The 25,364-nt window shown below is 49.3% G+C and carries 21 protein-coding genes and 1 pseudogene; 7 read left to right on the forward strand and 15 right to left on the reverse strand.

The features are described from left to right. The first annotated feature begins 33 nt into the window (after nt 1-33). Nucleotides 34-1,581 carry a S8 family serine peptidase gene (locus BWI93_RS14015; RefSeq protein WP_094812325.1) on the forward strand — a complete coding sequence of 516 codons (1,548 nt, stop codon included), beginning with the start codon at nt 34-36 and terminating at the stop codon, nt 1,579-1,581. Continuing rightward, nucleotides 1,550-4,237, forward strand: a complete 2,688-nt coding sequence (locus BWI93_RS14020) for a CHAT domain-containing tetratricopeptide repeat protein (RefSeq protein ID WP_094812327.1) — start codon at nt 1,550-1,552, stop codon at nt 4,235-4,237. Before BWI93_RS14015 ends, BWI93_RS14020 begins: the two co-directional genes overlap by 32 nt. Here the strand turns inward: BWI93_RS14020 and radC are convergent. Beyond that, a complete protein-coding gene (gene radC, locus BWI93_RS14025) occupies nt 4,234-4,935 on the reverse strand; it encodes a DNA repair protein RadC (RefSeq protein ID WP_094812329.1) in 702 nt (233 codons plus the stop codon). The genes BWI93_RS14020 and radC overlap by 4 nt on opposite strands. Nucleotides 4,936-5,022: 87 nt before the next feature. Beyond that, a complete protein-coding gene (gene rpsT, locus BWI93_RS14030) occupies nt 5,023-5,286 on the reverse strand; it encodes a 30S ribosomal protein S20 (protein WP_094812331.1) in 264 nt (87 codons plus the stop codon). Between the two features lie 181 nt (nt 5,287-5,467). On the opposite strand from rpsT, the gene BWI93_RS14035 reads away from it, so the two are divergent. Together BWI93_RS14035 and BWI93_RS14040 are read left to right on the forward strand one after the other, a co-directional pair. After that, entirely contained in the window at nt 5,468-6,418 is a 951-nt protein-coding gene (locus tag BWI93_RS14035) for a zinc dependent phospholipase C family protein (protein WP_141217465.1), read from the forward strand. 193 nt (nt 6,419-6,611) lie between these two features. Beyond that, complete coding sequence (locus tag BWI93_RS14040; protein WP_094812335.1) at nt 6,612-7,802, forward strand: class I SAM-dependent rRNA methyltransferase; 1,191 nt, start codon at nt 6,612-6,614, stop codon at nt 7,800-7,802. 199 nt (nt 7,803-8,001) lie between these two features. Here the strand turns inward: BWI93_RS14040 and BWI93_RS14045 are convergent, their stop codons facing one another. From BWI93_RS14045 to BWI93_RS14085, 9 genes are all read right to left on the reverse strand, one after another. Further along, a complete protein-coding gene (locus BWI93_RS14045) occupies nt 8,002-8,877 on the reverse strand; it encodes an inositol oxygenase family protein (RefSeq protein WP_094812337.1) in 876 nt (291 codons plus the stop codon). Between the two features lie 146 nt (nt 8,878-9,023). Further along, entirely contained in the window at nt 9,024-10,634 is a 1,611-nt protein-coding gene (locus BWI93_RS14050) for a sodium/sugar symporter (protein ID WP_094812339.1), read from the reverse strand. A 164-nt stretch (nt 10,635-10,798) separates the two neighbouring features. Next, nucleotides 10,799-11,932 (reverse strand): signal peptidase I, encoded by a 1,134-nt coding sequence (lepB, locus tag BWI93_RS14055; RefSeq protein ID WP_094812341.1) that lies wholly within the window; start codon nt 11,930-11,932, stop codon nt 10,799-10,801. A 97-nt stretch (nt 11,933-12,029) separates the two neighbouring features. Further along, complete coding sequence (gene dapB, locus BWI93_RS14060) at nt 12,030-12,746, reverse strand: 4-hydroxy-tetrahydrodipicolinate reductase (protein ID WP_094812343.1); 717 nt, start codon at nt 12,744-12,746, stop codon at nt 12,030-12,032. Between the two features lie 126 nt (nt 12,747-12,872). Continuing rightward, entirely contained in the window at nt 12,873-13,487 is a 615-nt protein-coding gene (locus tag BWI93_RS14065) for a DUF5683 domain-containing protein (protein ID WP_094812345.1), read from the reverse strand. Nucleotides 13,488-13,560: 73 nt separating this feature from the next. After that, nucleotides 13,561-14,475, reverse strand: a complete 915-nt coding sequence (locus BWI93_RS14070) for a ParB/RepB/Spo0J family partition protein (RefSeq protein ID WP_094812347.1) — start codon at nt 14,473-14,475, stop codon at nt 13,561-13,563. Nucleotides 14,476-14,523: 48 nt separating this feature from the next. Then, complete coding sequence (locus tag BWI93_RS14075) at nt 14,524-15,303, reverse strand: ParA family protein (protein WP_094812349.1); 780 nt, start codon at nt 15,301-15,303, stop codon at nt 14,524-14,526. 195 nt (nt 15,304-15,498) lie between these two features. Further along, nucleotides 15,499-16,521 carry an SPASM domain-containing protein gene (locus BWI93_RS14080; RefSeq protein ID WP_094812552.1) on the reverse strand — a complete coding sequence of 341 codons (1,023 nt, stop codon included), beginning with the start codon at nt 16,519-16,521 and terminating at the stop codon, nt 15,499-15,501. A gap of 98 nt (nt 16,522-16,619) precedes the next feature. Next, complete coding sequence (locus BWI93_RS14085) at nt 16,620-18,377, reverse strand: cytochrome c peroxidase (protein ID WP_094812352.1); 1,758 nt, start codon at nt 18,375-18,377, stop codon at nt 16,620-16,622. 192 nt (nt 18,378-18,569) lie between these two features. Here BWI93_RS14085 and dprA point away from each other — a divergent pair, with 192 nt between their 5' ends. Beyond that, entirely contained in the window at nt 18,570-19,667 is a 1,098-nt protein-coding gene (gene dprA, locus BWI93_RS14090) for a DNA-processing protein DprA (protein ID WP_094812354.1), read from the forward strand. Nucleotides 19,668-19,815: 148 nt separating this feature from the next. After that, nucleotides 19,816-20,634: a DnaJ domain-containing protein gene (locus BWI93_RS29590; protein WP_094812356.1), complete on the forward strand. Its 819-nt coding sequence runs from the start codon at nt 19,816-19,818 to the stop codon at nt 20,632-20,634. Nucleotides 20,635-21,172: 538 nt separating this feature from the next. Here the strand turns inward: BWI93_RS29590 and pyrE are convergent. Then, nucleotides 21,173-21,808: an orotate phosphoribosyltransferase gene (gene pyrE, locus BWI93_RS14100; RefSeq protein WP_094812358.1), complete on the reverse strand. Its 636-nt coding sequence runs from the start codon at nt 21,806-21,808 to the stop codon at nt 21,173-21,175. Nucleotides 21,809-22,014: 206 nt separating this feature from the next. Here pyrE and BWI93_RS14105 point away from each other — a divergent pair, with 206 nt between their 5' ends. Further along, entirely contained in the window at nt 22,015-22,698 is a 684-nt protein-coding gene (locus BWI93_RS14105) for an NUDIX hydrolase (protein WP_094812360.1), read from the forward strand. Nucleotides 22,699-22,802: 104 nt separating this feature from the next. Here the strand turns inward: BWI93_RS14105 and BWI93_RS14110 are convergent, their stop codons facing one another. The 3 genes and pseudogenes from BWI93_RS14110 to BWI93_RS29595 all read right to left on the reverse strand — a co-directional run bounded on the left by BWI93_RS14110 (nt 22,803) and on the right by BWI93_RS29595 (nt 25,304). Continuing rightward, nucleotides 22,803-23,867: an NADH:flavin oxidoreductase/NADH oxidase gene (locus BWI93_RS14110; protein WP_094812362.1), complete on the reverse strand. Its 1,065-nt coding sequence runs from the start codon at nt 23,865-23,867 to the stop codon at nt 22,803-22,805. Nucleotides 23,868-23,964: 97 nt separating this feature from the next. Beyond that, a complete protein-coding gene (coaD, locus tag BWI93_RS14115; RefSeq protein ID WP_094812364.1) occupies nt 23,965-24,426 on the reverse strand; it encodes a pantetheine-phosphate adenylyltransferase in 462 nt (153 codons plus the stop codon). Between the two features lie 36 nt (nt 24,427-24,462). After that, nucleotides 24,463-25,304, reverse strand: a pseudogene (locus tag BWI93_RS29595) (DUF3822 family protein). Nucleotides 25,305-25,364: the final 60 nt, after the last annotated feature.

The raw sequence follows: 25,364 nt of genomic DNA on the forward strand, positions 1-25,364 counted from the left end.
CTTTGATTCGTTTAACCTTAACTCCTATCTTCTATGCAAAATCAAGAGCCCGACCCCCATCGGGAAGAGCCCCTTCGCCGGGGCAAACCTATGGTCAGTTCTTTTCGTACCAAAGATGATTTCCTGCGTTTGTTCCGGGGGAATGCCAAGTACCGGGATATTGTAGAAGTAGAATCGGGAACGGGTTTCGCCTATCGGAACCGTCAGATTGTACAGATTGAATCCCTGGAATTGTTCGATGAAAAAGGGAATCGGTTTAAACTGACGACCCGCCAGCAATTACTCGACTTCTTCAACGGCAGGAATTACGAGATTTTGTTCAACCGAACGCTGACGGAAGTCGAACGGGCTAGTTGCTCGGCGTACCTCTACGATTTAAATCATAAACGGTATCAGATTCAGCGGACGGTTGAATGTGATTGTCTGGGACCGCTCACTTTTTTACTGGAAGGTGAAAACCTGCACGAGCTTCGGGGCATTAGTCAGGTAGAAGGCGTTCCCCCCAAACACGCTTCGACACAACCACCGGTAGGGAGGATGGAGACAGAACTGGACTATTGCACCTCCGCCGTAACCTGGGATCCTTCCGCCTGCGAGGTCATTGAATCTACGCGGGTCGATCCGGATCAGTATTCCCTGGAAAAATATAATCAATCGTCCGACGATACGACCGTAGCCATCATCGATACGGGGCTGGAAGACCGGGATTATCAGATTCCGTGCTGGTACCAGCAAGCAATTGATCCTTGCTCGAAAGGTACCGTAGCGGTGGAACAAATTGGCTGGAATTTTGCGTACCCCGACCTCGCACCGCCTTCCTCCGAGCACCTGCCGATTGATAACAACCTGTACCGACACGGTACTAAAGTGGCTCACATCATTCATCAACTCTCGCCCCGCACGCGACTGATGATTCTGAAAGTTTTCGATCAGGAGGGCATTGGCTCGCTTTCCGATCTGTTGTGTGCGTTAGCTTACGTGGTACGAAACAAAGCGAACATTGTCAACGCGAGTTTCGGGTATTACGGAGCGAAAATTCCGTTGCTGGAACGATTTTTCAAAACGCTTGATAAGGCTGGGGTGATGGTATTCTGTGCGGCGGGTAATCACGGGGATATAGACGGTACGCCGAAAGACATTTCCAGTACTTCGTTTTATCCGGCCTGTTTGGGGCTTGACAATATCATTACCGTTACGACCGTAAAACCAGGTCCGATCCGGAGGCCCCTACCCCGCCCCCTTGAGATTTTGCCAAAGCCTACCGTGATTGCTAAAAAGCAGCTGGTACCTTACGAAAACTACTCGAACCGATACGTTACGCTTGGCGTGCTAACGGAAGAGGGTAGTTTCCGCAACCCGTATCGTTCCTGCAAACAGGAGTCTGGTACCATTGAAGGTTCGTCTTTTGCCACGCCGTATGCCTTGGGATTGGCCGCCCGCCATTACGCCGCCATTCGGGCCGATTACGAGTCGGGCAACCTTTCGCTGAAAGCCGCGTACCTGAAACACCTGCCCCTACAAGTCAATGAGTCGTTGAAAGCCTACGTCGTTGACGGCCAGTATATCCCATATCGTCCCTAAACTACTCGCGGGTATTCTGTTCCTGAGTGGAGGGTCGGCCTATGCCCAATGCCGACCCTCCACTACGTTTGCCTCCCAAGTCAGTCGCCTGCTGCCGTCGGAATCCATCGCTGACTGGGAGAACCTGAAACGCGACTGGAAGCATTGTGGAATAGCCAGGGATTCTTCCTACGGTCGGTTGCTAAACGCTCTGGGCAATCTGTACTGGCTGGCGGGGAATAAGAAAAAAGCCCTGGAACAGTTGCAGGAAGCCGTTCGTCTGCCTGCCCTTCCCCCCGATTTGTACACGCAGAGTATGTACCGCTACGGGGCCTATCTCATCGGAAACAACCGTTGGGAAGAAGCCGAAAGTACCTTACTCCAGGTCATTACGCATAGCGAACGTTACCAGTTTCACGAACGGGTGGCCGCAGCCTGTGCCCAGTACGCGTATCTGGCCAACGCCAAAGGTGATTTTCATCAGGCCGTTGAATATGCCGACAAGGGGATTGACTACGCCCGTCTGGCCCATAGTTCTTCCCGCGAATTGTATAATCTGAATCAGAAAGTAGAAGGCCTCATTGGGTTGAATCAGTTGCCCGAGGCGGCCCAGTTAATGGAATCGGTCATCGATTCTAAACACGACCCCCTCAATCCAGACCACTCGTTACTGGCCATTGACATTTATTTGCAACTACGACAGTTGCCCCGGGCTCAGGAATTACTCAAACAGGCATTACGCACGTTTACTGACAGCGTTTCACAGGGAAAACTCTACAACGAACAAGGAATACTTTTCAAACATCTAAGGCAACCCGTACAGGCTCAGAGAGCCTACCTGCTAGCCTTGACGTATTTTCAGGAACCCGATGTACGAGCGATTGTATACAGCAACCTGGGTGAACTGAACAGTATCCGTCCAACGGTGGCTTTGGCTTATTTCCAGCGGGGTATTCATCAATTAGTGCGTTCCTGTACGCCCCATCGTCTGAGTGCCAATCCGCATACGAGCCAGTTGCAAAGTGTATCCCGGAAGGAATATCTGCTGCTGTTACTCAAGCAAAAAGTGCAGGCCTTACGAATGCGATACCAGCAAACGCACGATCCGCAGTACCTCACCCTCGCTCAGCAAACCATCACGGTTACCGATCAGATGATTGACCGCATGCGGTGGAGTCATCAGGGGATGAAATCCAAGCTATACTGGCGAAATACCACCCGGTCTTTTTACGAAGATGCCATTCAGGTGTGTTACTGGGAAAAAAATAGCAGTCGATCCTTTTACTTTTTCGAGAAAAGCCGGGCCGTACTGCTGGCCGACCGTCTCAACGAGTGGAATGCCAGTCGGCAATTACCCGCTCAGCTGGCCGAGCAGGAACGGGCCTATCGTCAGGCTATCGAGCAGTTGCAGGAACTCTCCCCGCTCGGCTCATTGGCGGAACAACGAGCCACCCGTATCCGCCTGGATAGCGTGACGCAGGCTCAACAGGCTTTTATCCGTTCCCTTGAAAAAACCCACCCGACGTACTATCAGTACAAGTACGAAAATCAGGTACCTTCGTTGCAAACCGTACAGAAATCGTTGCTGGCCAAAGATCAGGCCCTGATTAGTTACTTTATCGGCGAACGAGCCCTGTACGCATTGGGCGTCACCTCAACTAAAACGGTTTGTAAACGTCTGCCCCTAACTGGTCTGCCAGGCAAGGCCCAGCAATTCCTCAAGTACTGCTCCACTGCCCAACTCACTGTCACGGAAGTACAGCAGTTCAACCGGCTGGGTTATGAATTATATCAGCGATTACTGGCTCCTTTAGGTCTGACTTCGACTCGCTTCATCATTTCCTCGGACGGCGTCGTGCTTCCCTTCGATGCCTTCCGTTTTTCACCTGACCGTCCTTCCGATTATCTTATCCATACGCATGCCTTTAGTTACACGTACTCCGCGGGATTTCTACTGCGAAAACGTCCGCCGATGGGATGGAGTAAAAATTTTCTGGGCCTGGCTCCCGAAGCCTTTGCTCCGGCTCTGCATCAACAGCCTTTGCCGGGTTCGGTCCAGACCTTAAACCGGATTGAAAAGCAGGTCTTTTTCCCGAAAACGCTGGTACACGAGGCGGCTACCAAACGGGCCTTTCTGGAGCAGGCTGCCGATTACCGGATTCTACACCTGTTCACCCATGCCGACGCCGATAGTACCGCTACCCACGAACCGGTCCTGTACTTCGCAGATTCGGCTCTGAAACTTTCTGAACTGGAGAACGCTCCTCCTTTTCGTACGCGTTTACTCGTTTTGTCAGCCTGTAAAACGGGGGTGGGGGTTAATCAGAAAGGAGAAGGTGTATTCAGTTTGTCGCGGGGATTTGCGGCTTTGGGTATTCCCAGTACCATTACGACCTTGTGGAGTGTCGAAAACAAGGCTACGTACACCTTGATTGAAGATTTTTACCACTTTCTTTCCCAGGGTTTACCACAGGATCTGGCCTTACAAAAGGCTCAGCTTCAATGGTTACAAACGCAGGATCAGCAACTTCCGTATTACTGGTCGGGCCTCATCCAGATGGGCGAAACGACTCCCTTGTACGACGATGCAGCCCTTCCTACTACGGCGGGCATTGCGGGTGGTTTGGTATTGATTGGTTTAGGCCTTTGGTGGCAGCGAAGAAAGAGACACCTTTAAAGTAAGCCTTCGTCTGCGAAGCTCAAATACTTATGATCGCACAGGATGAGGTGGTCCAGAATGGGGATGTCGAGTAGCTTTCCGGCTTCCTTTAACTTTCGGGTCAGGTCTCTATCCGCCTGACTGGGTTGCAGGTTTCCTGAAGGGTGGTTGTGAGCCAGAATCATACCACTGGCTAAATGCTCGATGGCGTGTTTAAAAATCAGCTTAGGATCGGCTACTGTACCCGAAACGCCGCCCGCTGAAACTTGCATAGGTCGTATGATCTGATTAGCCCGGTTAAGTAGCAGAATCCAGAATTCCTCGTGCAGTAAATCCATCAGATGCGGTCGTAACGCCTGATATGCCGTTTCTGAACTCGTGATGATTGAGCGTACGATCGGTTCCGATTCTTTCCGGCGGCGACCCAGTTCCAGAGCGGATACAATCGTAATAGCCCGGGCTTCGCCGATGCCTTTAAATTTAGAAAGCTCCTTGATACTCAGTTTAGCCAGTTGATTGAGGTCATTGCCCACGCTACTCAGGATCATCTTGGCCAAGTCGACTGCCGTATAATGCTGAATACCCGAATTGATCAGGATGCCCAGTAATTCGGCATCACTCAACGCGGCTTTGCCTTTCAGCATTAACTTTTCCCGGGGGCGATCTTCTTCGGCCCAGGTCTTGATCGTACTTAGCGGCTGGTAAACAGGAGTCATAGGGGAATAGCGAAAAAGCCTTACTAGCGAAAGTAAGGCTTCTAACTGAACGGAAGGCTACCGTTCAATCAATGGGCTATCCGGCAATTAAGCAGCAGCTTGCAGTTTGTTGACAAATCTTGCCAGCTTCGACTTGTTGTTAGCCGCTTTGTTTTTGTGGATGACGTTTTTCTTCGCCAATTTATCCAACATAGAAGCAACTTTTTTGTACAGGTCCTGAGCTTCTACTTTATCGGTAGTAGCACGCAGTTTCTTGATGAACGTACGAGTCGTTTTATGCTGGAAACGGTTACGAAGGCGTTTCGTCTCGTTTGCCCGGATCCGCTTCAGAGCTGATTTGTGGTTTGCCATGTCTTTATATTACTGAGAATCTATGGATTTTCGGAATAGGAATGCAAAAGTAAGACTTCCTTCTCAGATTACCAGCCGTTCGCTCAAAAATTCTTTACTAAATACGTGAATCCCTTCAAATTAGCTGATGGCTAACGATTTGATTGATAGCCATTCGCTCCTTTTTCTATTACTCCAACCCATGAAACGGTTCTTCTTGCTGATTTTTCTGCAAATTCCTCTGTATCCGGCTTTTAGCTGGGGCTTTTATGCTCACCAGCGAATTAACCGCCTGGCGATCTTTACGCTTCCCCCTGAAATGGGTCGCTTTTACAAAAAGAACCTGATGTATCTGATGGAAAATTCCGTCAATCCAGATAAGCGTCGCTATGCTGTCGTGGGTGAAGCCGCCCGCCATTACCTCGACGTAGAAGCTTATGGTGACAGTGTATGGAACAAACCGTACTGGAAGGATGCCGTGGCATACTGGGGCGAGGATACGCTTAATACGCATGGCATCGTACCCTGGCACATTCAACGCATGAAGTTTCAACTGACCGAGGCTTTTCAGCAACGAAACATCGCTCGTATTCTAAAACTTTCGGCGGAAATGGGCCATTACATTGCTGATGGGAATGTACCCCTACACACCACGCGTAACTACAACGGCCAACTGACTGGACAGGAAGGGATTCACGCTTTCTGGGAAAGTCGTCTGCCCGAGCTTTACGCCGAGCAGTACGATTTTTTCGTCGGTACAGCCGCGTATGTTCGCTCGCCCGCCCGCCGCTCCTGGGAAGCGGTACGTCAGGCTCATCATTGCCTGGATTCGCTGTTTTCGCTGGAAACGCAGGTGACTCAAGAACTAGGTCAATCCCGGAAGTATTCGCTGGAAGAACGAGGTAACGTCATTCAAAAGACCTACTCCCGTGAATTTTCCGAACGGTATCATCAGTTACTCAATCATCAGGTTGAGCGACAGATGCGGGCTTCCATAAAAATGATCGGCGATTTCTGGTATACCTGCTGGATTGACGCGGGTCAGCCAGATCTGAATCAACTTCCTACACTCAGTGAAAAAGACAAACAGGTGGACGAGGTAGAGAAACGTTCGTGGTTGCAGCGTTTGTTTCGGGTGCGGCCGGAGGAGTAAGGGTTTGGTGGTTGTTACCCCGCATTGCATGCGGGGCTATTGATATTGAACCCGTTCGGGGTTGGGTATTCGTTCCAAGCCACTGGTACAGGTTTGGAAACCTGCACCAGTGGCTTGGTAATCTTAGCTTTCCTCCGTTAACTATCAACAATCTACTGACAACGATTGCCCCATCCCCTGTTATCTTTGTGGAATGGAATCAGTGGTACAGATTATATTGAAGCCCGGAAAGGACGCTCCCGTTCGTCGTTTCCACCCTTGGGTGTTTTCGGGAGCTATTGCCAAAACCCTCGGTAAGCCGAAGGATGGCGAAGTGGTAGAAGTACTTGATCATCAGAAAAATTATCTGGCGACGGGTCACTACCACGAAGGTTCAATTACCGTAAAATTATTCTCGTTTGAGCCGTTAACGCCCGATGCAGATTTCTGGTTACAAAAACTGGAAAATGCCCTTCGCGTTCGGCAAGCCTTACAGTTTACGACCACGACCTGCTACCGACTGGTACACGGCGAAGGGGACGGATTTCCCGGTCTTATTCTCGACTGGTACAACGGCGTAGTTGTCTTTCAGGCCCACAGCGTAGGCATGCACCGGGAACGGGAAGCCATTGCCCAGGCTCTGCAAAAACTATACGGCGATGCTCTGAAAGGCATTTACGATAAGAGTCACGAAACCTTACCGGATCGCTACGCTCAATCGGTACAAAACGGCTATCTCTGGCAAAAGGATACGATTACGTTACCACACCCGGTACTGGAAAATGGTCATACCTTTTTGATTGACTGGCAAACCGGACAGAAGACAGGCTTTTTCCTGGATCAACGCGAAAATCGGCAGTTGCTGACCAAATACGTAAAAGGCAAACGTGTGCTGAATGCCTTCTGCTATTCGGGTGGCTTTTCGATTTATGCCTTGTCGGCGGAAGCCTCGCTGGTCCATTCAGTAGATGTGTCGGAAAAGGCTATTAAGCTAGTGGAAGCGAACGTTGAAGCCAATGCGTTTGGTCCTGAAGCCACGCACGCTTCGTACGCCGAAGACGTGGTAAAATACCTCAAAACGCACGATCAGCAGTACGATGTGGTGGTACTCGATCCACCCGCGTACGCGAAGAGCATGGACGCCCGTCACCGGGCCGTTCAGGGGTATAAACGACTGAATATTGAAGGGCTCAAGCGACTCGCTCCCGGTGGTATTCTGTTTACGTTTTCCTGTTCACAGGTGGTAGACCGGGAATTGTTTTATAATACGATCGTCGCCGCCGCCATTGAAGCTGGCCGGCAGGTACGCGTCCTGCATCACCTGTCGCAGGGACCCGATCACCCCGTCAACTTCTTCCATCCCGAAGGTCATTACCTGAAAGGATTGGTTTTGTACGTGGAATAAAAAGAAACCCCCGACTCATCACAAGTCGGGGGTTTCTTTTTATTCCAGTTGTGACTTGTATCTATGACCTTGGCTCCCATTTCTTCCATGGGTTGCACCCATGGCTAATGAAATTGAACCCCTTCGGGGTTAGTGATACCCGACCCAAAGAGCTTCAATCATAATAGCCCCGCCTCTAACGCGGAGTATACCTCTTCGACTAGAATTTAATCGTTGAGGGCAGATATTTCGCAATCAGATCTTCGTAATACGGTTTGAGCTCCTTCACATTGGGTGGTACGGGAGCTTTCGAATACAAGTCATACGGATTGAAGAGCTTCACCCATTTGAACATTTCGCGGTCGTGATCGTCCATCAAGTGATCGTAGGCTCCTTCCCGATGCTGGGCGTAAAACGAGTGGTACCGCATCATGTACAGAGCCGACTCGGGCATGTGATCTTTCATCATGTGGTACAGATATTCGTCGTGACCCCAGGATAGATGCACGTTGTTCAGACCACAATTGGGTTCGTAAACTCCATATTTGGTATTGTAGCGTTCGTCTTTGCTATCTGGATTGGCTTCAAAGAATTCAGGATAGACAATTTTATCCGAAGGTTTACAGCCCACCGGGAACGTATCCCCTACGACCGCCCACTGCGGTTCTCCGAACAGACACAGTACTTTTCCCATATCGTGCAAGAGGCCCGTCAGGACAAACCAGTCGGGATGACCGTCGGCCCGAATGGCTTCCGAGGTCTGGAGCAGATGTTGCAACTGGTCGAGTTCAATGTCCGGATCGGAATCATCCACCAGCGTATTGAGGAAATTGAAAGCCTCCCAAATGGGCATTTCTTTCCGGTCAAACTTCAGAAAGTCCGCTTTTTTCTGCTGAACGAAATCATAAGTTTGGTACGTGTGATTGAGGCGATAGAACTCCCGTACGGTATCCCGCTCCGGATTATCGTAATTCCGGAACTCTTCCTTGGCCTTGGCCGTCGTTTCCGGTTCGGGATAACGTTCCAGCAAATCATCTTCCCAAACGTCGAGACTCGATAGCGGAGCTTTTTCTTGAGGACTGAAGTCGGTTTTCATTACTTCTTGGTTTAACAGGACAGAAAAATCGTTTATGCCGTTGAAATTGAATTCGTTACCGTTTTTTCAAAGGTAATTTAATTTTCAAAAATGCTTAGACAATAAACAGTATTTTTTGAACTAATCTCAGAACGTATATTCTTTTTTTACCAGAAAACAGTGTACAACGCCGCAATAATCCCCCAAACCAGGGCCGAAAAAACGACAAACGAAGGTGAAATCCGAAACATGGATCGCGTCAGTACTAAGCCCTTAGGATTGAATTTACTGGACGTATCGAGCAAGGAAATGATAATCATCAGTCCCGCCAGAATCAGGAAACACCAGCCCGTACGGTGCAGAAAAGGAATGGGCGTATCGGGTAGCCACTTGAACAGCAACGCCAGCGGAATGGATACACTCGCCGCCACGAGAGCTGCCGTGGAGGTCGTACGCTTCCAGAACAACCCCAGGAAAAACAGGGCGAAGGCCCCGGGCGTCAGGTAATTGGAGTATTCCTGAATGAACTGATACGCCTGTTCGAGGTGACGTAATTGCGGCGTGATGAGTAAGGCGATGGCAAAGGCCACCCACACCGCTATTCTTCCAATTAAAACGGTCTGTTTTTCAGAAGCATCTTTATTGAGGAATTTCTTGTAAATATCCAGACTAAAAATCGTCGAGATACTGTTACACTTTCCCGCCAGTGACGCTACAATTGCCGCCGTCAGGGCTGCAAACGCCAGTCCCTTTAAGCCACTCGGCAGGAGATTCATCAGCGTTGGGTACGCGTGATCGGGTTTTACCTTTCCGGCAGCGTCAACCATTTCCTGTTGAAAAGCCCCGTTCTGATAAAGCACGTACGCCGCAATACCGGGAATCACACAGATGAGCGGAATGACGAGTTTGAGAAACGCCGCAAACAGGATACCGCTCCGGGCCGTCGGCAGATCAGCTCCTAAAGCCCGTTGCACGATGTACTGATTACAGCCCCAGTAATTCAGGTTATTGATCCACATGCCACCAAAGAGTACGGCCATGCCGGGTAATTCGTAGTAGTAGGTATGTCCTTCGGAAAAGATCATGTGGAAATGGCCATTGGCGTGCGTATGCAGCAAACTCAGGCCATCGATTACGCCGTTTCCGCCCCATTGATCTGACACCATTTGCAGGGCTAAGAACGTTACTGCAACGCCACCCATGATCAGTACTACCACCTGAATCAAATCCGTATAGCCAATTACCTTCATACCACCAAGGGTAATAAAAATGGCAAAAGCGGCCAGTCCAAGCATACAGGTGGTGAAGGGTACGCCGGAAATGGTTTCAACGGCCAGGGCCCCGAGGTACAGAATGGAGGTAAGATTTACAAACACGTACAGCAACAGCCAGAATACGGCCATGATCGTTGCCACGGTATCGTTGTACCGTTGCGACAGAAACTGCGGCATCGTATAAATCTTGTTCTTCAGATAAATGGGAATGAAGAAAATAGCCACAATAATCAGCGTAGCCGCCGACATCCATTCGTACGAAGAAATGGCCAGTCCCATTGCGAAACCCGAGCCCGACATGCCGATAAAGTGCTCGGCAGAAATGTTGGACGCAATCAGCGAAGCCCCAATCGCCCACCAGGTTAACGAGCCCTCCGCCAGAAAGAAATCTTTGGTATTGGTTTCACTGGACTTCTTGCGGCGGTAAATCCAGTAACCATAGGAAGAAACAAGGAGGAAATAAATCAGAAAGACACCGTAATCAATACGTTGCAAGCCTTGCATAGGGGTTTAGAGATTAAATGAACGAATCAGTTCAGCAGGCAATCAAATCATCCAAGAAGCTCTAAATTATGATTATTTCCTTAAAAAATTGTTTTTATTACTCATAAACAAAAAAGCCCGTATTCTTCCGAACACGGGCCTTATAAAAAGACAAGACTTACTAGTTAGTCGATCAAGTGAAACAGACGTTTCCAGCGAATTTTGTTGAGGAAACTTCCTTCGGGATCCAGCGACATCCAGATAAAGACGGCTTTTCCGACGATATGATCGGAAGGGACAAAACCCCAGTACCGCGAATCGGCCGAGTTGCTGCGATTATCCCCCATCATGAAGTAATAATCCTGTTTGAACGTATACGTTGAAACGGCTGTACCGTTGATTTTCACCGTCGTGCCATCGATTTCTACTTTGTCATTGTACTCGTAATTTTCAATGACGTCCCGGTACTTCGCAATATTTTCAGTCGTGAGCTGAATGGTTTCCCCTTTCTTGGGAACCTGAAGCGGACCGAAATTATCCTGATTCCAGTCAAATAAAGGAGAGTTGGGATAAATAAACTCACTCCGTTCGCCTTTCTCGTAGATTTTAGGTTCTACCCGCATGCCCATTTCCTTGAATTTTTGGGCTACCTCGGCACTCGTATTTACTTCATAGCCAACGGTAATCATTTCTCTACGTACGGAATCAAGCTCCGTGAGAGGAAATACATTTGGGCTTTCATTGCGACGATTCCAGATGTCGTATTTCAGGAAAAACTTCTCATCCAGGGGTTCGTTGGTATACACCCGGTAAGGCTGAAGCATTTTCTGCGGATTTTCCATGGCTTTGCCATTAATGAAAACCTGCGTAGCTCGTACCTCTACTACGTCTCCCGGAATACCGATGCAACGCTTAATGTAGTTCGGCCGTAAATCTGCAGGCAAATGCAGCGAATCGGGGTAGTTGAAAACAACCACATCTCCATTTTTCACTTGCGAGAAACCGGGCAGGCGGTACATGGGAAGTTTCACCCAATCCAGGTATGAATCGATATTCGTACCCCAGATTTTCTGGTGTGTAAGGGGCACCTGCAACGGCGTCTGGGGCGTACGGGTACCGTAATGCAGTTTGCTTACAAACAGGAAATCCCCCACCAGCAGGCTATTTTCCATCGAAGGCGTGGGAATCGTATAGGCTTCCAGAAACAACCAGCGAATCAGCGTGGCGGCTACTACCGCAAATACGATAGAATCCAGCCACTCCCGAAATGCCGACTTCTTCTTTTTGGGTTGCTCCTGATGTACAGTTTTTACTTCCATTTTTTCAGTATACAGTTTCTATTTTCAGTTGGTAGTACTTTGATGGGCCAATCCCCGTATTCTCAACCTTTCTCCAACGTCAAACGCGTTTGATTTCTTATACGCCCAGTAAATCATCCATACCAAATACGCCTACTTTGCCTACCAGCCACTCAGCGGCAACGACGGCCCCTAATGCAAAGCCCTGGCGGTTGTGAGCGGTATGTTTGATCTCAATGGAATCGACAGCAGATTCGTAGGTTACGACGTGGGTACCCGGCACTTCCCCTTCCCGCAACGCTTTGATGGGCAAGGTACTACGTCCATCGCCTTCTTCCAATGCCCATTGGGATAGACGGTTATTTACCTCTAAAATGCCTTCAGCCAGGGTAATGGCCGTACCACTCGGGGCGTCTTTTTTATGGATGTGGTGAATTTCAGTCATCTCCACCTGATATTCCGAATACGGACTAATCAGTTTAGCCAACTGCTGATTCAAACGAAAAAACAGGTTGACACCGATGCTGTAGTTGGAAGCGTAGAAAAAAGCTCCGCTCGTTTTGGCCGTCAGAGCTTCGATTTCCGAACGATGTTCTAGCCAGCCCGTGGTACCGCATACGGTGGGCAAGCCCTGTCCGATCGAATCCTTCAGGTTTTGTAAGGCAGCCGTGGGGTGACTGAATTCTATCACGACATCGGCCGTAGCGGGCGAAAAGCTGGCAAAATCAGCCCGATTAGTTTCGTCGATCCGACCTACAATTTCGTGGCCACGTTCTAGGGCAATGCCTTCAATGACTTTGCCCATTTTTCCGTAGCCCAGGAGTACTATTCGCATGGAAATGAATTTCAGGTTTGCTTTCAGGTGGTTTTTGGTTTGAAGCGTTTTAGGTTTAAAAGTTTAAGGTCTGTGTAAAACTCAACCCTTAAACTTCAAACCCGTTCAAACCTTATAAACGATGGATTATTTCAACGTAAAAACAGCCGTGACCCCCATAGGCGTGCTCACGTAATCGGTCTGCACGCCTGGTTTTAGCCGGAATGAAATATCGTCGGTATTGTCAAAGGTTTTCAGGTGAGCCGTAACGTTTGCTTCTACAAGCTGAAAAGCGTAAAGCACTACGCAGCCGATAATGGATAAATCCCGTTGTCGACGGTAAAAAGATGTTCTTTGCCTTAGCTGGTCTTGATTCAAAGCATTGTAGTACGTACCTCCAATAGTGACAGGCACCGTTGTAACCTTTTGATCAATGAGACTTTGCCAGGCCGTTATGGACTGTTTGTATCGGACCTGATTCCAGTGAATGGCGTACCCCAATGCACCAAATCCCCCGTATATGATGGGAATGGTCCAGTACTGCCGTACGTAAGCCTGCCCCCAACCTGGTAACGCCAGCGAACGATACGTGGCGTACTTGGGAACAATGTTCAGGGGTTTTCTAAGCTTTCCTTTCGGCTCGGGAATTGATTTCGTCAGCGAATCAACGCCTACGCGGGCAATCTGTACCGAATCGGCTTTCTGAGCTAATGCGGGTCTTACCAGTCCTAAAAACAATACGAAATAAATCAGAAACCTCATGGCGATTGATAAATGAAAGGCCAAAGAACGCTCTGATTTACTTCGTATCACTTCTAAAAACTGTTAAATATTCTTAGGATAACTCACCCAATACACCCAGGATTCGATCCAGATCTTCCTGATTGGTAAAAGGAATACGGATTTCACCTTTGTCTTTTTCGTCGGACTTAATGGAAACCTTTGATCCGAAGTACGAGGAAAGCCGAAACTGAAGATTACGGATTTCCTGCTTTAAAGGCACTTTTTTGGTTTTATCCTGAGCCAGTTCCGGATTCTGGATTTTCCGGACCTCTTCTTCTACCCGCCGTACCGACCAGTCTTCGTCAACAATGCGTTTGAACAGGCTCAGCTGCGTATCCACATCGTCGATGTTGATGATAGCCCGGGCGTGCCCCATGGAGATTTTATTATCCCGCAAAGCCGCCTGAATCACCGGTGGTAATTTCAGTAGACGAATGTAGTTATTGACCGTCGTCCGGTTTTTACCTACGCGATCGCCGAGTTCTTCCTGTCGCAGGTTACACTCCGAAATCAATCGTTGGTAACTCAGAGCAATTTCGATGGCGTTCAGGTTTTCCCGTTGAATGTTCTCGATCAGAGCCATTTCCAGCATCTGCTGGTCGTTGGCCGTGCGAACGTACGCCGGAATGTGCGTCAGACCGGCCCGTTTCGAAGCCTGCAAGCGACGTTCACCCGAGATGAGCTGATACTGCTCACGGCCCAATTGACGAACCGTAATGGGCTGAATAATTCCCTGAATACGAATGGATTCGGCCAGTTCCGCCAGCGACTCTTCGTCGAAATGCGTACGGGGCTGAAAAGGATTCGTTTCGATAAAGTTAACATTGATCTCGTTCATGGAGCTAATGTGCTCCAGAGCCGACAACGGGGTTGCACTGGGTCGGCTGTTGTTCACCGAGTCCGAATCCTGCAATAAGGCTCCCAGACCGCGTCCTAACCCAACCCTTTTTTTATTGGTGTTATTCATGTCGTCACTGCTTAGGGTTCAGGCGAGTACCTAAACGCCCAACTCTTCTCAATCTATGGTTACTAAGCCGTTTTTGGTCAGAATTTCACGGGCCAGGTTCAGGTAACTGATGGCTCCTTTGGAATCTGCGTCGTGAGCAATGGCAGGCACCCCAAAGCTGGGCGATTCGGAAAGACGGATGTTCCGGGGAATGATGGTATTAAAAACCATATTCTGGAAGTGAGCCGTTACTTCATTCACCACCTGATTGGATAACCGTACCCGCAGATCGTACATCGTCAACAGAATTCCCTCGATACTCAGGTTGGTGTTCAGTCGCGTCTGAATGATCTTGATCGTGTTGAGCAACTTCCCTAAGCCTTCCAGAGCGAAGTATTCACACTGTACGGGAATAATGACGGAATCAGAAGCCACGAGGCTGTTGATCGTAATTAAGCCCAGCGAAGGCGAACAGTCGATAATGACGAAATCATACTCATCGCGAACAGAAGCCAGGGCTTCTTTCATTTTTTCTTCGCGGGTTTTCAGATTGATCATTTCAATTTCCGCCCCAACCAGATCAATGTGCGAGGGAATCAGATCGAGGTAATCAATTTCGGTCTGAATGATGATATCGGATACGTTAATTCCATCGACCATGCATTCGTAGATGGAATTTTCAATTTCTTTCGGATTGAACCCGAGTCCCGACGTAGAGTTAGCCTGTGGGTCAGCGTCTACAATCAACGTGCGGTACTCCAGGGTTGCCAAACTAGCGGCGAGGTTGATCGTAGTGGTGGTTTTCCCGACTCCCCCCTTCTGGTTGGCAATGGCAATGACTTTGGCCATAAGTAAACTCAGTGCGTTAGAATTTCAAAGATGCGAACAAACCACCGGATTGCCTAGCAAATGTTCCACGAAAGTTTCACGCTAAAAGTTTTTCTTGAAGCAGGCGTAGAAAGTCTTATTGATTGTCAGTGTCTTATTAAGCAAAGTACCCTAAAAAAATAAGTAATCAGGCGATTTGTCGGGCTTTGGGCCTCCTTAACCCCATACTTTGGTGCCTTCCGTACAGTTCTTACACATCTCGATTTCCGAACGGCTTCGAATTAGGGAAGCCCGAAATTGTTCGTAAGGCTTGGACTTCCATAATTGCTTGAAGGAATCCTGCTTGAGGTCGCCCAGTCGGTACTCGGCATCTTTATCAAAACAGCAGGGTACTACCAGCCCGTCCCAGGTAATCACGCAGCTGTGCCACATTTTCCAGCAGTGATCCACGAATTTGTTTTTGATGCGGTACGTACCATCCGTTTGTTTGGCGTAGCGGGAGTATTTGTCAATGGTCGGAATTAGTGGATCCCCTCCTTCGTAATCGTAGATCTGGGCCGTTTTCAATCCGACTGCATCTACGCCAAGTTCAGCTGCCAGCTTTTTCACGTCCTCAATCTGGTGCTCATTGGGCTGCACGACCAGAAACTGAAAAATGACGTGGGGCGTCTGCGACTTCAGTTCTTTTTTCCACTTGAGAATATGCTTCGTCCCCTCGATGACTTTATGCAGCTTCCCGCCTACGCGGTACTGCTGATACACATCCTGGGTGGTACCGTCGATGGAAATGATGAGTCGGTCGAGACCGCTTTCGACCGTTTTCTTTGCGTTAGCGTCGGTCAGATAATGAGCGTTGGTGGAAGTCGCCGTATAAATTCCCTTCTGGGAAGCATACTGCACCATCTCCAGAAATTGCGGATGCAGGTAGGGTTCGCCCTGGAAATAAAAAATCAGGTACAGCAATTCGGCTCCAATTTCATCGATCGTACGCTTGAACAGATCCCCTTCGAGCATACCCGTGGGCCGGGTAAACGACCGCAGGCCACTCGGACATTCCGGGCAACGCAGGTTACAGGAGGTCGTAGGCTCAAAGGATAAAGCAATGGGCAAACCCCGATGCACGGGCTTTTGGGTAATCTTCGATTCGATATAACTTGATACGACTTTGAGTCCGTTCCAGACTCGCCGGGCGGTGAGTTTGGAGGCGAAATTCAGTCCATCGCTAAGGTTACGGTTGATCATACGGTCAGCTAAAAGGCCGGACATGGGCCGGCTACTCCCCCTCGGCAAACTCTCTTTTCTCAGTATTTATTCCCGACAGGCTCCGAAATTTCTAGTTAAGGCAAATCCGTCAACGTTTTCATGAACGCAACCAGATCGGATTTTTCCTGAGCACTCAGGTGCAAAGGCTCAGGCGAAAGGGTCTGATTGGGTACGTTCAGTCCAATACCCAGGCCTCCGCCCCGATCATAAAACTCAACAACTTCCTCCAGAGTTTGAAATACGCCATTGTGCATGTACGGACCCGTATGCTCGACATTACGGAGCGTCGGCGTTTTGAAGGCATAACGGACAACGTCGAAATTAGCGATGACACCCGCTCCCCGATCCGTATCCAGCCGAGGGTTTGATAAATCCGCGTTGGCAGGAACGCCCAGTACTTCCACATCCGAATGCTCATACGAAGGCGGTAACATGCTGTTGGTCAGGGGCAAAAAATGGCAGGTGGCACACTTTGCTTTTCCGGCAAACAGGTTCAGTCCGCGTTTTTCTTCCGGATTCAGGGCTGCGTCGTTTCCCCGCATGTACTGATCAAAGCGGGAGTTGAGCCGTTCCAGAGACCGCAAGTAGGCGGCCAGAGCATTCATTACCTGCGGCGGATTTAATTCTCCGTACGCTTTCTGAAAAGCTTCCTGATAGGCTTTATTTTTTGAAAGCTTGTCAACCGCCGAGGCCAGCGAAGCATCCATTTCCAGCGGATTCCGTAGTACATCCGCAATCTGCATTTCCAGGGAAGCCGAGCGGGCATCCTGAAACAGCGTAGCCTGTAATGCAGCATTCCAAAGCGTAGGAGCATTTCGTGGTACGGATCCATGATTACCCATGGCCATACTCTTCGGCAACCCATCGGTGAACGCTCGCCCCGGCTGATGGCAGGTGGCACAGCTCCGCTGTCCGTTTCCGGAAAGCAGGGGTTCTGAAAACAGTTTCTGTCCCAGAGCAATCCGTTCTTCCGTAGCCGTCCATTCGGGATGAGGACTGTACAGCTCGGGCCGGAAAAGCTGTTCGTCAAAAATCCACCAGGCCGTGGGTATCAGGAATCGACCGTCATCTTCCAGCGATTTAATCCCCAATTCCTGCTGGTACTTTTCCAGGGCTTTACACAACGGTCGCAGTCGCTGCGTCAGAAAAGCCGAACGATCCAGGTTATCAAATTCAGTCTGTAAGCTTTGTTTGGTCTCTGCTAGTAACTTCTGAATATCCGGCACATCCTCGTATTCTTTCAGCAAATCCTCACAGCCTTCCAGCGAAGCAATTGCTTCCGGCAGCGAATACCGTACCGTCGGCGAATCGTAGCCTGTCATACCCAGCGTCGCGATGCGGGCTAGTTCAAGCCGCATCGCATCCCAGAAATTAACCTCTTTAAGTTCGTTGAGCCAGGGATGTTTCCGTAAGAGTCCGGCATTGATCGTTAATTGCTCGCATTCCTGCTGTAATTCATCCAGTCGAGTGGTATCTAATCGTGGAAAAATGATCGATTCGATCACCTGAAACCCCTGGGGTTCAATCAGGAGCTGATCTTCCATTTCCACTTCATCGACGGGCGGACCATTGATCTGACGAGCCATGACGGGATCGTAGCCTTCCACCAGCCACTCAATTCGTTTATAAGCTAAACGAGCATTCAGAAACGACTGGCGGGAATTGACCGTATCCAGCGGGTAACTCAGTTCGAGGCGTTCGGCTGTTCGTTCAAATTCAATCAAACGTTGTTGAAAACGCGTTTTAACATCTTCCACACGGGTCTGACTGTGCCAGGCGGGCAAAGTCGGTAAGAGTACGATTCCAATCAGAATAATCCACCAACGGGACATAGAGACAAGGGGTTTGGGAAGGATTACCAGGTTTTTCACTCAAAAGTACCGCTCTTTTTCAGGATTTTCTTCCTTTTTCTGGTGGGACTTTCATTCAAAAGTATCCTACCGCTCAGGAATTTCCCGATCATTTTTAGTAGTTAATTCCTAGATTTTCGCCACATTTCCGGGGTATTCAACCTCTTTTTAGGCATGCATTCGGATCGTTTATATCAACTGGCCCTCTGGCTTACGCCGGGCGTAGGCGATATGCTTACCCGCTTGCTGATGGCCCATTGCGGCTCGGCAGAAGCGGTTTTTAAACTTCCTCCCGGAAAACTTCAGAAAATACGGGGTATTGGTGATTTGCTCTCGCGAAACATCGCCGCCAAAAGCACTTTTGTCCAGGCCGAGCAGCTACTCGAACAGGCCTTACGGGAGGCTGTTGAGATTACCGCTTTCAATGAAGAGGAATATCCGCAACGGCTCAAATCCGTTTACGACGCACCCGCTCTGCTTTTTTCAAAAGGAAAAGGCTCGGTCAATCCCGTACGAAGCGTAGGCATTGTGGGTACACGGCGAGCCAGTGAGTATGGAAAAAAAATTACAGAAGAAATTGTTGAACAACTCGTTCCCTATCAGGCGGCTATTATTAGTGGACTGGCCTACGGAATTGACATTACCGCTCATAAGGCGGCTCTGAAACACGATTTGCCTACGTTCGGAGTCATGGCAAATGGCCTGGATCTGGTTTATCCCGTTGCTCATCAGAAAACGGCTTTACAAATGCAGGAAAAGGGTGGTCTTTTTTCGGAGCAAACCCTGGGTACGCAACCAGATCGCCGCTTTTTTCTGGACCGTAATCGCATCATTGCCGGACTTTCGGACGTAGTCATTGTCATTGAATCGGCGGTTAGAGGCGGGGCAATGGGTACTGCCGAATACGCCAATAACTACAACCGTGATGTTTTTGCGGTACCGGGCAACCTGACCAGCCCCAATTCAGAAGGCTGCAACTCCCTGATTGCCCGCAATAAGGCCACTATTTTTACCAGTGTACCACAGATGATTGAGACATTAGGCTGGCAAGAAAATGGGGAGCCATTGAAAATGCCAACCCTGGATTTAAGCCGATTTTCGCAGGAAGAAAGTCAGATTATTCGCCTTTTTCGTGATTCAGGAGCCATGCACGTAGACGATCTGGCCTGGAAATCGCAATTGTCGATGTCCAAGCTGGCTTCCTTGCTGCTCAACCTGGAATTTCAGGGCTTCATTAAAAGTTTGCCGGGAAAAGTATACGGTTTGGCCTGAGAAGTCAGTTGAAAGTTTGAGTAGGTTTGAAGTTTGAAAGCACAACATCCCCATCCGATTAGCAAGGTCTGGTCTAACCGATTTATCTTTTCCAGAACTACTCAACTGGCTATTCATACCACTGTAAAGCTCAGAATCTATTAAAACTTTGACTCATTACGAACAACTTGGCGTTTCTTCCCGGGCATCCATTGAAGAGATCAAGCGAGCGTACCGAAAGCTGGCCGTAACCTGGCATCCGGACAAAAATCCCGGTCAAACCCAGGCAGAAGAGCGTTTCAAGGCTATCAATGAAGCCTACCGGGTACTTTCTGATCCGGCTCTCCGAGCTTCGTACGATCTAAAGCTTACCTACGGAACTCAGCCCCCCGTTACGCCGCCACCGCCGCCCAGACCCCGCCCTACTCCGGTGCAGCCACCACGACCTACGGTTCATCGCTGGCTGATTCCGGGCATTGGCTTACTGGTTGTATTCGTGGCGTTGGGGGTGGTTGCTTTTCAGCAATACGAACAGAAACAAGCCGTAACCGAAGTAGCGGATGCCACCCGGTTGCTGGTCGATGAAGATACGACCGCAGCGATGGGGAAACTTAACGAGGCCATTCACCACGACGAAACCCTTACTTCGGCTTATCGTCTGCGAGGACAGGTATTATTGCGGTTACGAGAATTTCAGACGGCCTATCCGGATTTGTTGCGAGCCTCGCAGGAAGATCCTTTCGATGAAGACTTGTACTTTAATTTGGCTACCTGTAGCTATTACCTGAAGAAGTACGCCCAGAGCCGCTCGCATCTCAACAAGGTACTGACGCTATCCCCTCAAAATGGCAAAGCTCTGACCATGCGGGGAACCAACTTCTGGCTGGAAAAAGATTCCTTGCAAGCCTGTGAAGATTGGCAAAAAGCTGCCAGTTTGGGCGAAACGGAAGCGAAAACTTTGGTTCATGACTATTGTAACCTACGATGATATCATAATTTAAAAAGCGTTTTTCCTTTTCTATATGATCAGGGAAAACGCTTTTTCATTGTATCCATCGTTTATTTTATACCTCATTAGGGGCGTTTTTCGGCCCGCTGAGATGGCTGGTCTTTTAGTCCGTATCGCGAACACCGCTCACTTCCTTTTGCTCGGGCCACCGCACTGCTAAGGAAGTAGGCGGCTTGAGCCCGCCATGGAATGGGATAGGACGGGGATCGGTTTATGTCGTCGACTATGATAATACACTAATAAATATCAGAAGATGAAAACCCCTCCCGCCTATCACCGCGTAACGACCTACGATAGCTGCAATGCGGTGGGCTGAAGCAGGCTATCGTTAGTCGTGGAGTGGCTGATAGGCTACCGAATAGCCGTGTATGCGGCCCCAAACTTCGTCTAGGTGAATAACGACCTTCCAAAGGAGCCACAGATCGTTAAATAGAAAGAGGTTACTAGCTCTCCGTGTTTACTAGGACCGAATTCTACACTGTCTAGGAAAACGTAAATAGATAGAAATAAACGATCATTACTGCCGCCACGTATCAGGCGATTGTCGCCACTCCTTGAGTGTATCTACCTGATCGTCGGTAATATAACCCAGAGGTACGGCAGCTTCTACTAGGGCATTATAGTTACTCAAACAGTGAAGCGTAACGCCTGCCTGCTGGAAATTTTGTTCGGCAACGGGAAAACCGTAGGTGAAAATAGCCGCCATACCCACGATTTCAGCTCCGGCGTTTCGTAACGCATCTACGGCTTTCAGCGAACTTCCACCCGTCGAAATCAAATCTTCAATCACGACGACTTTCTGACCCGCTTCCAGACGACCTTCAATCTGATTGCCCATGCCATGTTCTTTCGGTTTCGGACGAACGTATAGAAAGGGTAAGCCCAGCACATCAGCCACCAAAGCTCCCTGCGGAATACCCGCTGTGGCAACCCCAGCAATGGCTTCGACACCCGCAAACTGGGTTTTGATTGCCTCAGCGAGTGCTTCTTTGATGTACGTACGAACCGGAGCCGAAGAAAGCGTAACCCGGTTGTCGCAATAAATGGGTGATTTCCAGCCCGAAGCCCAGGTAAAAGGCGATTCAGGACTTAGACGTACAGCTTTTACTTCCAAAAGCATTTCAGCCACGCGGGCCGCTACAGTTGATTCCATGGCACAAAAATAAAAGGAAGTTGCGGGGTTCCAGCAACCAGCGTTGGCTTCTAAAAATAATCCATACCGGAACGCAGACTATTCCTTCCGCGTTGTAGGCGGGTCTCCGGTTTTCGTCGTATCCAGGCGATACTTTGTAGATTCGAGGATAGAGACTTTCGCAACATCGCTTACTTTTGTACCATTAACCATTAGAGAACTCCTGCATGGTCCTGTTTATCAACGACCGTCCCGTTAAGCTGACTGATGCTCAGCGATCTGATTTACTACGGGAAAAACGTGACTTTGACGTGGTGATTGACACCCGTCTTGAAGTTATTAAAACCGAAAATTTACACGGTCATGTACTTATTCTCAACGCTTCGCTGGCCACTACGGAGCGTTTAATGGATCTTCTTCACGACGAACACCCGGCAGCTCTGCAAAGCATTCTGTTACAGGTAGCCGATCAGAAGGCCGCCGAAGGAAGATTGAAAAATTACTTCAAAGTGGTAAAGGCAGCTGGTGGCGTAGTCTTCAAAGACGACAAAATGCTGTTGATCTACCGCCTCAAACGCTGGGACTTACCGAAAGGAAAACTTGATCCGGGCGAGAAATCGAAAGAAGCTTCCTTACGCGAAGTGGAAGAAGAAACGGGCTTACAGGCAGAACTGGGCGAGAAAATCTGCACCACCTGGCATACCTATACGCACAACGGCAACCGAATCCTAAAGCGTACGAAGTGGTACCGAATGACTTGCCTGGACGACCAGCACATGCAGCCTCAGGAGGAGGAGCACATTGAAAAAATTGCCTGGATGACGAAAAAAGAAGTCCAGAACGCCATGGTCGATTCTTACAGCTCCATTCGCTACGTTTTTGACCGGCTTTGGAATAGCGTATCGGTTTAATAACTGGTACCGAAGCACATACAAGGTAAAAGTCCCGAAGGCAGCATGGCTTTCGGGACTTTTTTTTCGATTTCTTTATCTGAGAATAAGCTCGATTTACATCTTTAGCGTTTGGCCCGTTCATACTGTGGAACCCAGGCTATATCGTCCCCTAACACTTTAGCGGCATGCAGGGGGAAATTTGGATCACGGAGCGATTCGCGGGCGATTAAAATAAGATCGGCCTGCCCGTTTTCGAGAATAGCCTCGGCTTGTTCCGCTTTCGTAATGATGCCTACCGCTCCGGTCAGCATACCGGACTCTTTTTTGATTTGCTCAGCAAAAGGTACCTGATAATTCGGTCCAGCCTGAATGCGGGCGTAGGATACTAAACCGCCCGAAGAGGAATCGATTAGGTCCACTCCTTTCGTTTTCAGTACTTTCGCTAGTTGGACGGACTGCTCCACATCCCAACCGCCTTCGGCCCAGTCACTCGCCGAAATCCGGACAAATACGGGTAATTCCTGCGGCCAGACCGTATGCACGGCTTCCAGTACTTCGAGTAACAAGCGAATCCGGTTTTCAAAACTTCCACCGTAATCGTCCGTTCGCTGGTTACTTAAGGGCGAAAGAAACTGATGAATCAGATAGCCGTGAGCCGCGTGAATCTCGATCAGTTCATACCCTGCCCGAAAAGAACGGCCGGCGGCTTCTTTAAAATCGTTGATCACTTTCGCAATACCCGCTTCGTCCAAGACCGTGGGAACGGGTTCTTCTTCCCGAAACGGAATAGCACTGGGGGCTACGGTTGTCCAGCCGCCCTCTTCCACAGGGACCTTGCCTTCTCCTTCCCAGGGACGACGCCCACTGGCTTTCCGACCGGCATGAGCCAGCTGAATCCCCGGTACTGCTCCCTGCTGGCGAATAAAAGTGGTAATCTGCTGAAGTTTATCGAGATGCTCATCCTGCCAGATGCCCAGATCCTGGGGTGAAATACGCCCCTCGGGTGAAACGGCCGTAGCTTCCTGGATAATCAATCCGGCTCCGCCGATAGCCCGGGCTCCCAGATGCACCAAATGCCAGTCGTTAGCAAAACCATCGACGGCCGAGTACTGGCACATGGGTGAAATGGCAATCCGATTGCGAAGCGTAATTTTTTTTAGCGTTAATGGAGCAAACAAACGTGACATATTTCCAATGTTTTAAAATCCGAAGAAAGATCTGTCACTAAAAAAAATACGCCCGAAAAAGGTTCAGCATTCCTCTCTCGGCAAGCCGCGTATACATTTACTCCAATTCACTGACGGGATAGGGCAAATACTGATCTACCCTGGCCCCGTAGCGGTGCAGGTCACGGATGATGGTACTGGAAATGGGAGCCAGTTCCGGCGAACAGATCAGGAAAACCGTTTCTACGCCTTCGTATAAATCACGGTTTACCTGAGCAATGCTGTTTTCATACTCAAAATCCGTTGTATTTCGTAAGCCGCGTAACAGAAAAGTGGCTCCGTTGTCGCGGGCAACGCGGGCCGTTAGATCCTGGTACGGCACGACCTGGACCGGATCATTGATGAACGTCCGCTGGATAGAGCGAGTCATGGGCTCCAGCGGGAAATGACGTTTTTTGTTGGAATTGTGGCCAATGCCAATGATGATTTCGTCGAACAGTTTCAGACCCCGCCGAACAATGTCTTCGTGTCCTTTCGTAAAAGGATCAAACGAACCGGGGAAAAAGGCAATACGAGGCATTCGGGCGATTGACGTTAAGCTTGTCAGGAAGAAAATTTAACTGATTAAAGTAACCATCCGGTGAGACGGGACCTGATCGGCGGATAGCTCGGGAATAGCAACAGACTCCGGCAGACCCAGCGTTAACTGAGCCAGGTAGGGCAGTAAGCCCTGGTATACATCGGATGCTTCGGTAATCTCTCCGAAAGCCCAGGCCTGTACCACTTCCGTATTGACTTTAAGCTCGTGCAACACGAACAGGATGTAGTAAATTAAATCAGCAGAGGCCCGGTATACAAAGCGGTTGCAATAATGCAGCCTTCCGTTCTGTAAATAAATTAGCGTAGCAGCCTGTTTTTCTACGTACAGCAACAGGCCTTCTTCCGTAATTTTTGTACTGAGTTGCAGTAAAATATCGACCTGGTGAACGATCTGAATGGTTTCAAACGGGTATACTTCCAGCAGCCATTCCGTCCAGCTGACTGGTAGGGAAAAACGGTGACGGCTTCCCACGCTGGATGTACGGTGTGTTGTACGGATTCGTGACTGGTTACCAGTCCACGTGCCAGCGACAGAGCCCGGGCCGCATATTCCTTCCGAAACAACGAAGTAGGCACCAGGGTAAAGGACTGATTGGAAATAATGACCCGTACGGCTTTCCAGAACGTCTTTTGCGTCAATTCGTGCTCGCTGAGCAGACGTTGAATGGCCGTCAGGTACTCTTCTTCCGTGTTGACTTCCATCAGAGCATATTCGTCAAGCCAGAGGCAACGATTCCGAGCAGGATCGATGATACTGATTTGAAGTTCCTGCGATCCCAGTCCAAGTGTAAGAATATACGAACTGACACTTGTCAGCGAAAGGGCTTCCTGCCGAAAGTGGGTAGCAGCGGTCATCATCGAATGAGTATATAGGGATAAGGGGATTCAACACGATTCCGGCGAGCCAGGGTACCAACC

Origin of the sequence: Siphonobacter sp. BAB-5385 (genome assembly GCF_002261125.1) — a bacterium.
GTDB lineage: Bacteria > Bacteroidota > Bacteroidia > Cytophagales > Spirosomataceae > Siphonobacter.

Bases quoted from the DNA above. Each gene is read 5' to 3' on its own strand.
- radC (WP_094812329.1), bottom strand. From the start codon at position 4,935: ATGACTCCTGTTTACCAGCCGCTAAGTACGATCAAGACCTGGGCCGAA.
- BWI93_RS14050 (WP_094812339.1), bottom strand. From the start codon at position 10,634: ATGCAAGGCTTGCAACGTATTGATTACGGTGTCTTTCTGATTTATTTC.
- lepB (WP_094812341.1), bottom strand. From the start codon at position 11,932: ATGGAAGTAAAAACTGTACATCAGGAGCAACCCAAAAAGAAGAAGTCG.
- rpsT (WP_094812331.1), bottom strand. From the start codon at position 5,286: ATGGCAAACCACAAATCAGCTCTGAAGCGGATCCGGGCAAACGAGACG.
- BWI93_RS14110 (WP_094812362.1), bottom strand. From the start codon at position 23,867: ATGTCACGTTTGTTTGCTCCATTAACGCTAAAAAAAATTACGCTTCGC.
- coaD (WP_094812364.1), bottom strand. From the start codon at position 24,426: ATGCCTCGTATTGCCTTTTTCCCCGGTTCGTTTGATCCTTTTACGAAA.
- dapB (WP_094812343.1), bottom strand. From the start codon at position 12,746: ATGCGAATAGTACTCCTGGGCTACGGAAAAATGGGCAAAGTCATTGAA.
- BWI93_RS14085 (WP_094812352.1), bottom strand. From the start codon at position 18,377: ATGTCCCGTTGGTGGATTATTCTGATTGGAATCGTACTCTTACCGACT.
- dprA (WP_094812354.1), top strand. From the start codon at position 18,570: ATGCATTCGGATCGTTTATATCAACTGGCCCTCTGGCTTACGCCGGGC.
- BWI93_RS14065 (WP_094812345.1), bottom strand. From the start codon at position 13,487: ATGAGGTTTCTGATTTATTTCGTATTGTTTTTAGGACTGGTAAGACCC.
- pyrE (WP_094812358.1), bottom strand. From the start codon at position 21,808: ATGGAATCAACTGTAGCGGCCCGCGTGGCTGAAATGCTTTTGGAAGTA.
- BWI93_RS14105 (WP_094812360.1), top strand. From the start codon at position 22,015: ATGGTCCTGTTTATCAACGACCGTCCCGTTAAGCTGACTGATGCTCAG.
- BWI93_RS14035 (WP_141217465.1), top strand. From the start codon at position 5,468: ATGAAACGGTTCTTCTTGCTGATTTTTCTGCAAATTCCTCTGTATCCG.
- BWI93_RS14070 (WP_094812347.1), bottom strand. From the start codon at position 14,475: ATGAATAACACCAATAAAAAAAGGGTTGGGTTAGGACGCGGTCTGGGA.
- BWI93_RS14075 (WP_094812349.1), bottom strand. From the start codon at position 15,303: ATGGCCAAAGTCATTGCCATTGCCAACCAGAAGGGGGGAGTCGGGAAA.
- BWI93_RS14045 (WP_094812337.1), bottom strand. From the start codon at position 8,877: ATGAAAACCGACTTCAGTCCTCAAGAAAAAGCTCCGCTATCGAGTCTC.
- BWI93_RS14040 (WP_094812335.1), top strand. From the start codon at position 6,612: ATGGAATCAGTGGTACAGATTATATTGAAGCCCGGAAAGGACGCTCCC.
- BWI93_RS14015 (WP_094812325.1), top strand. From the start codon at position 34: ATGCAAAATCAAGAGCCCGACCCCCATCGGGAAGAGCCCCTTCGCCGG.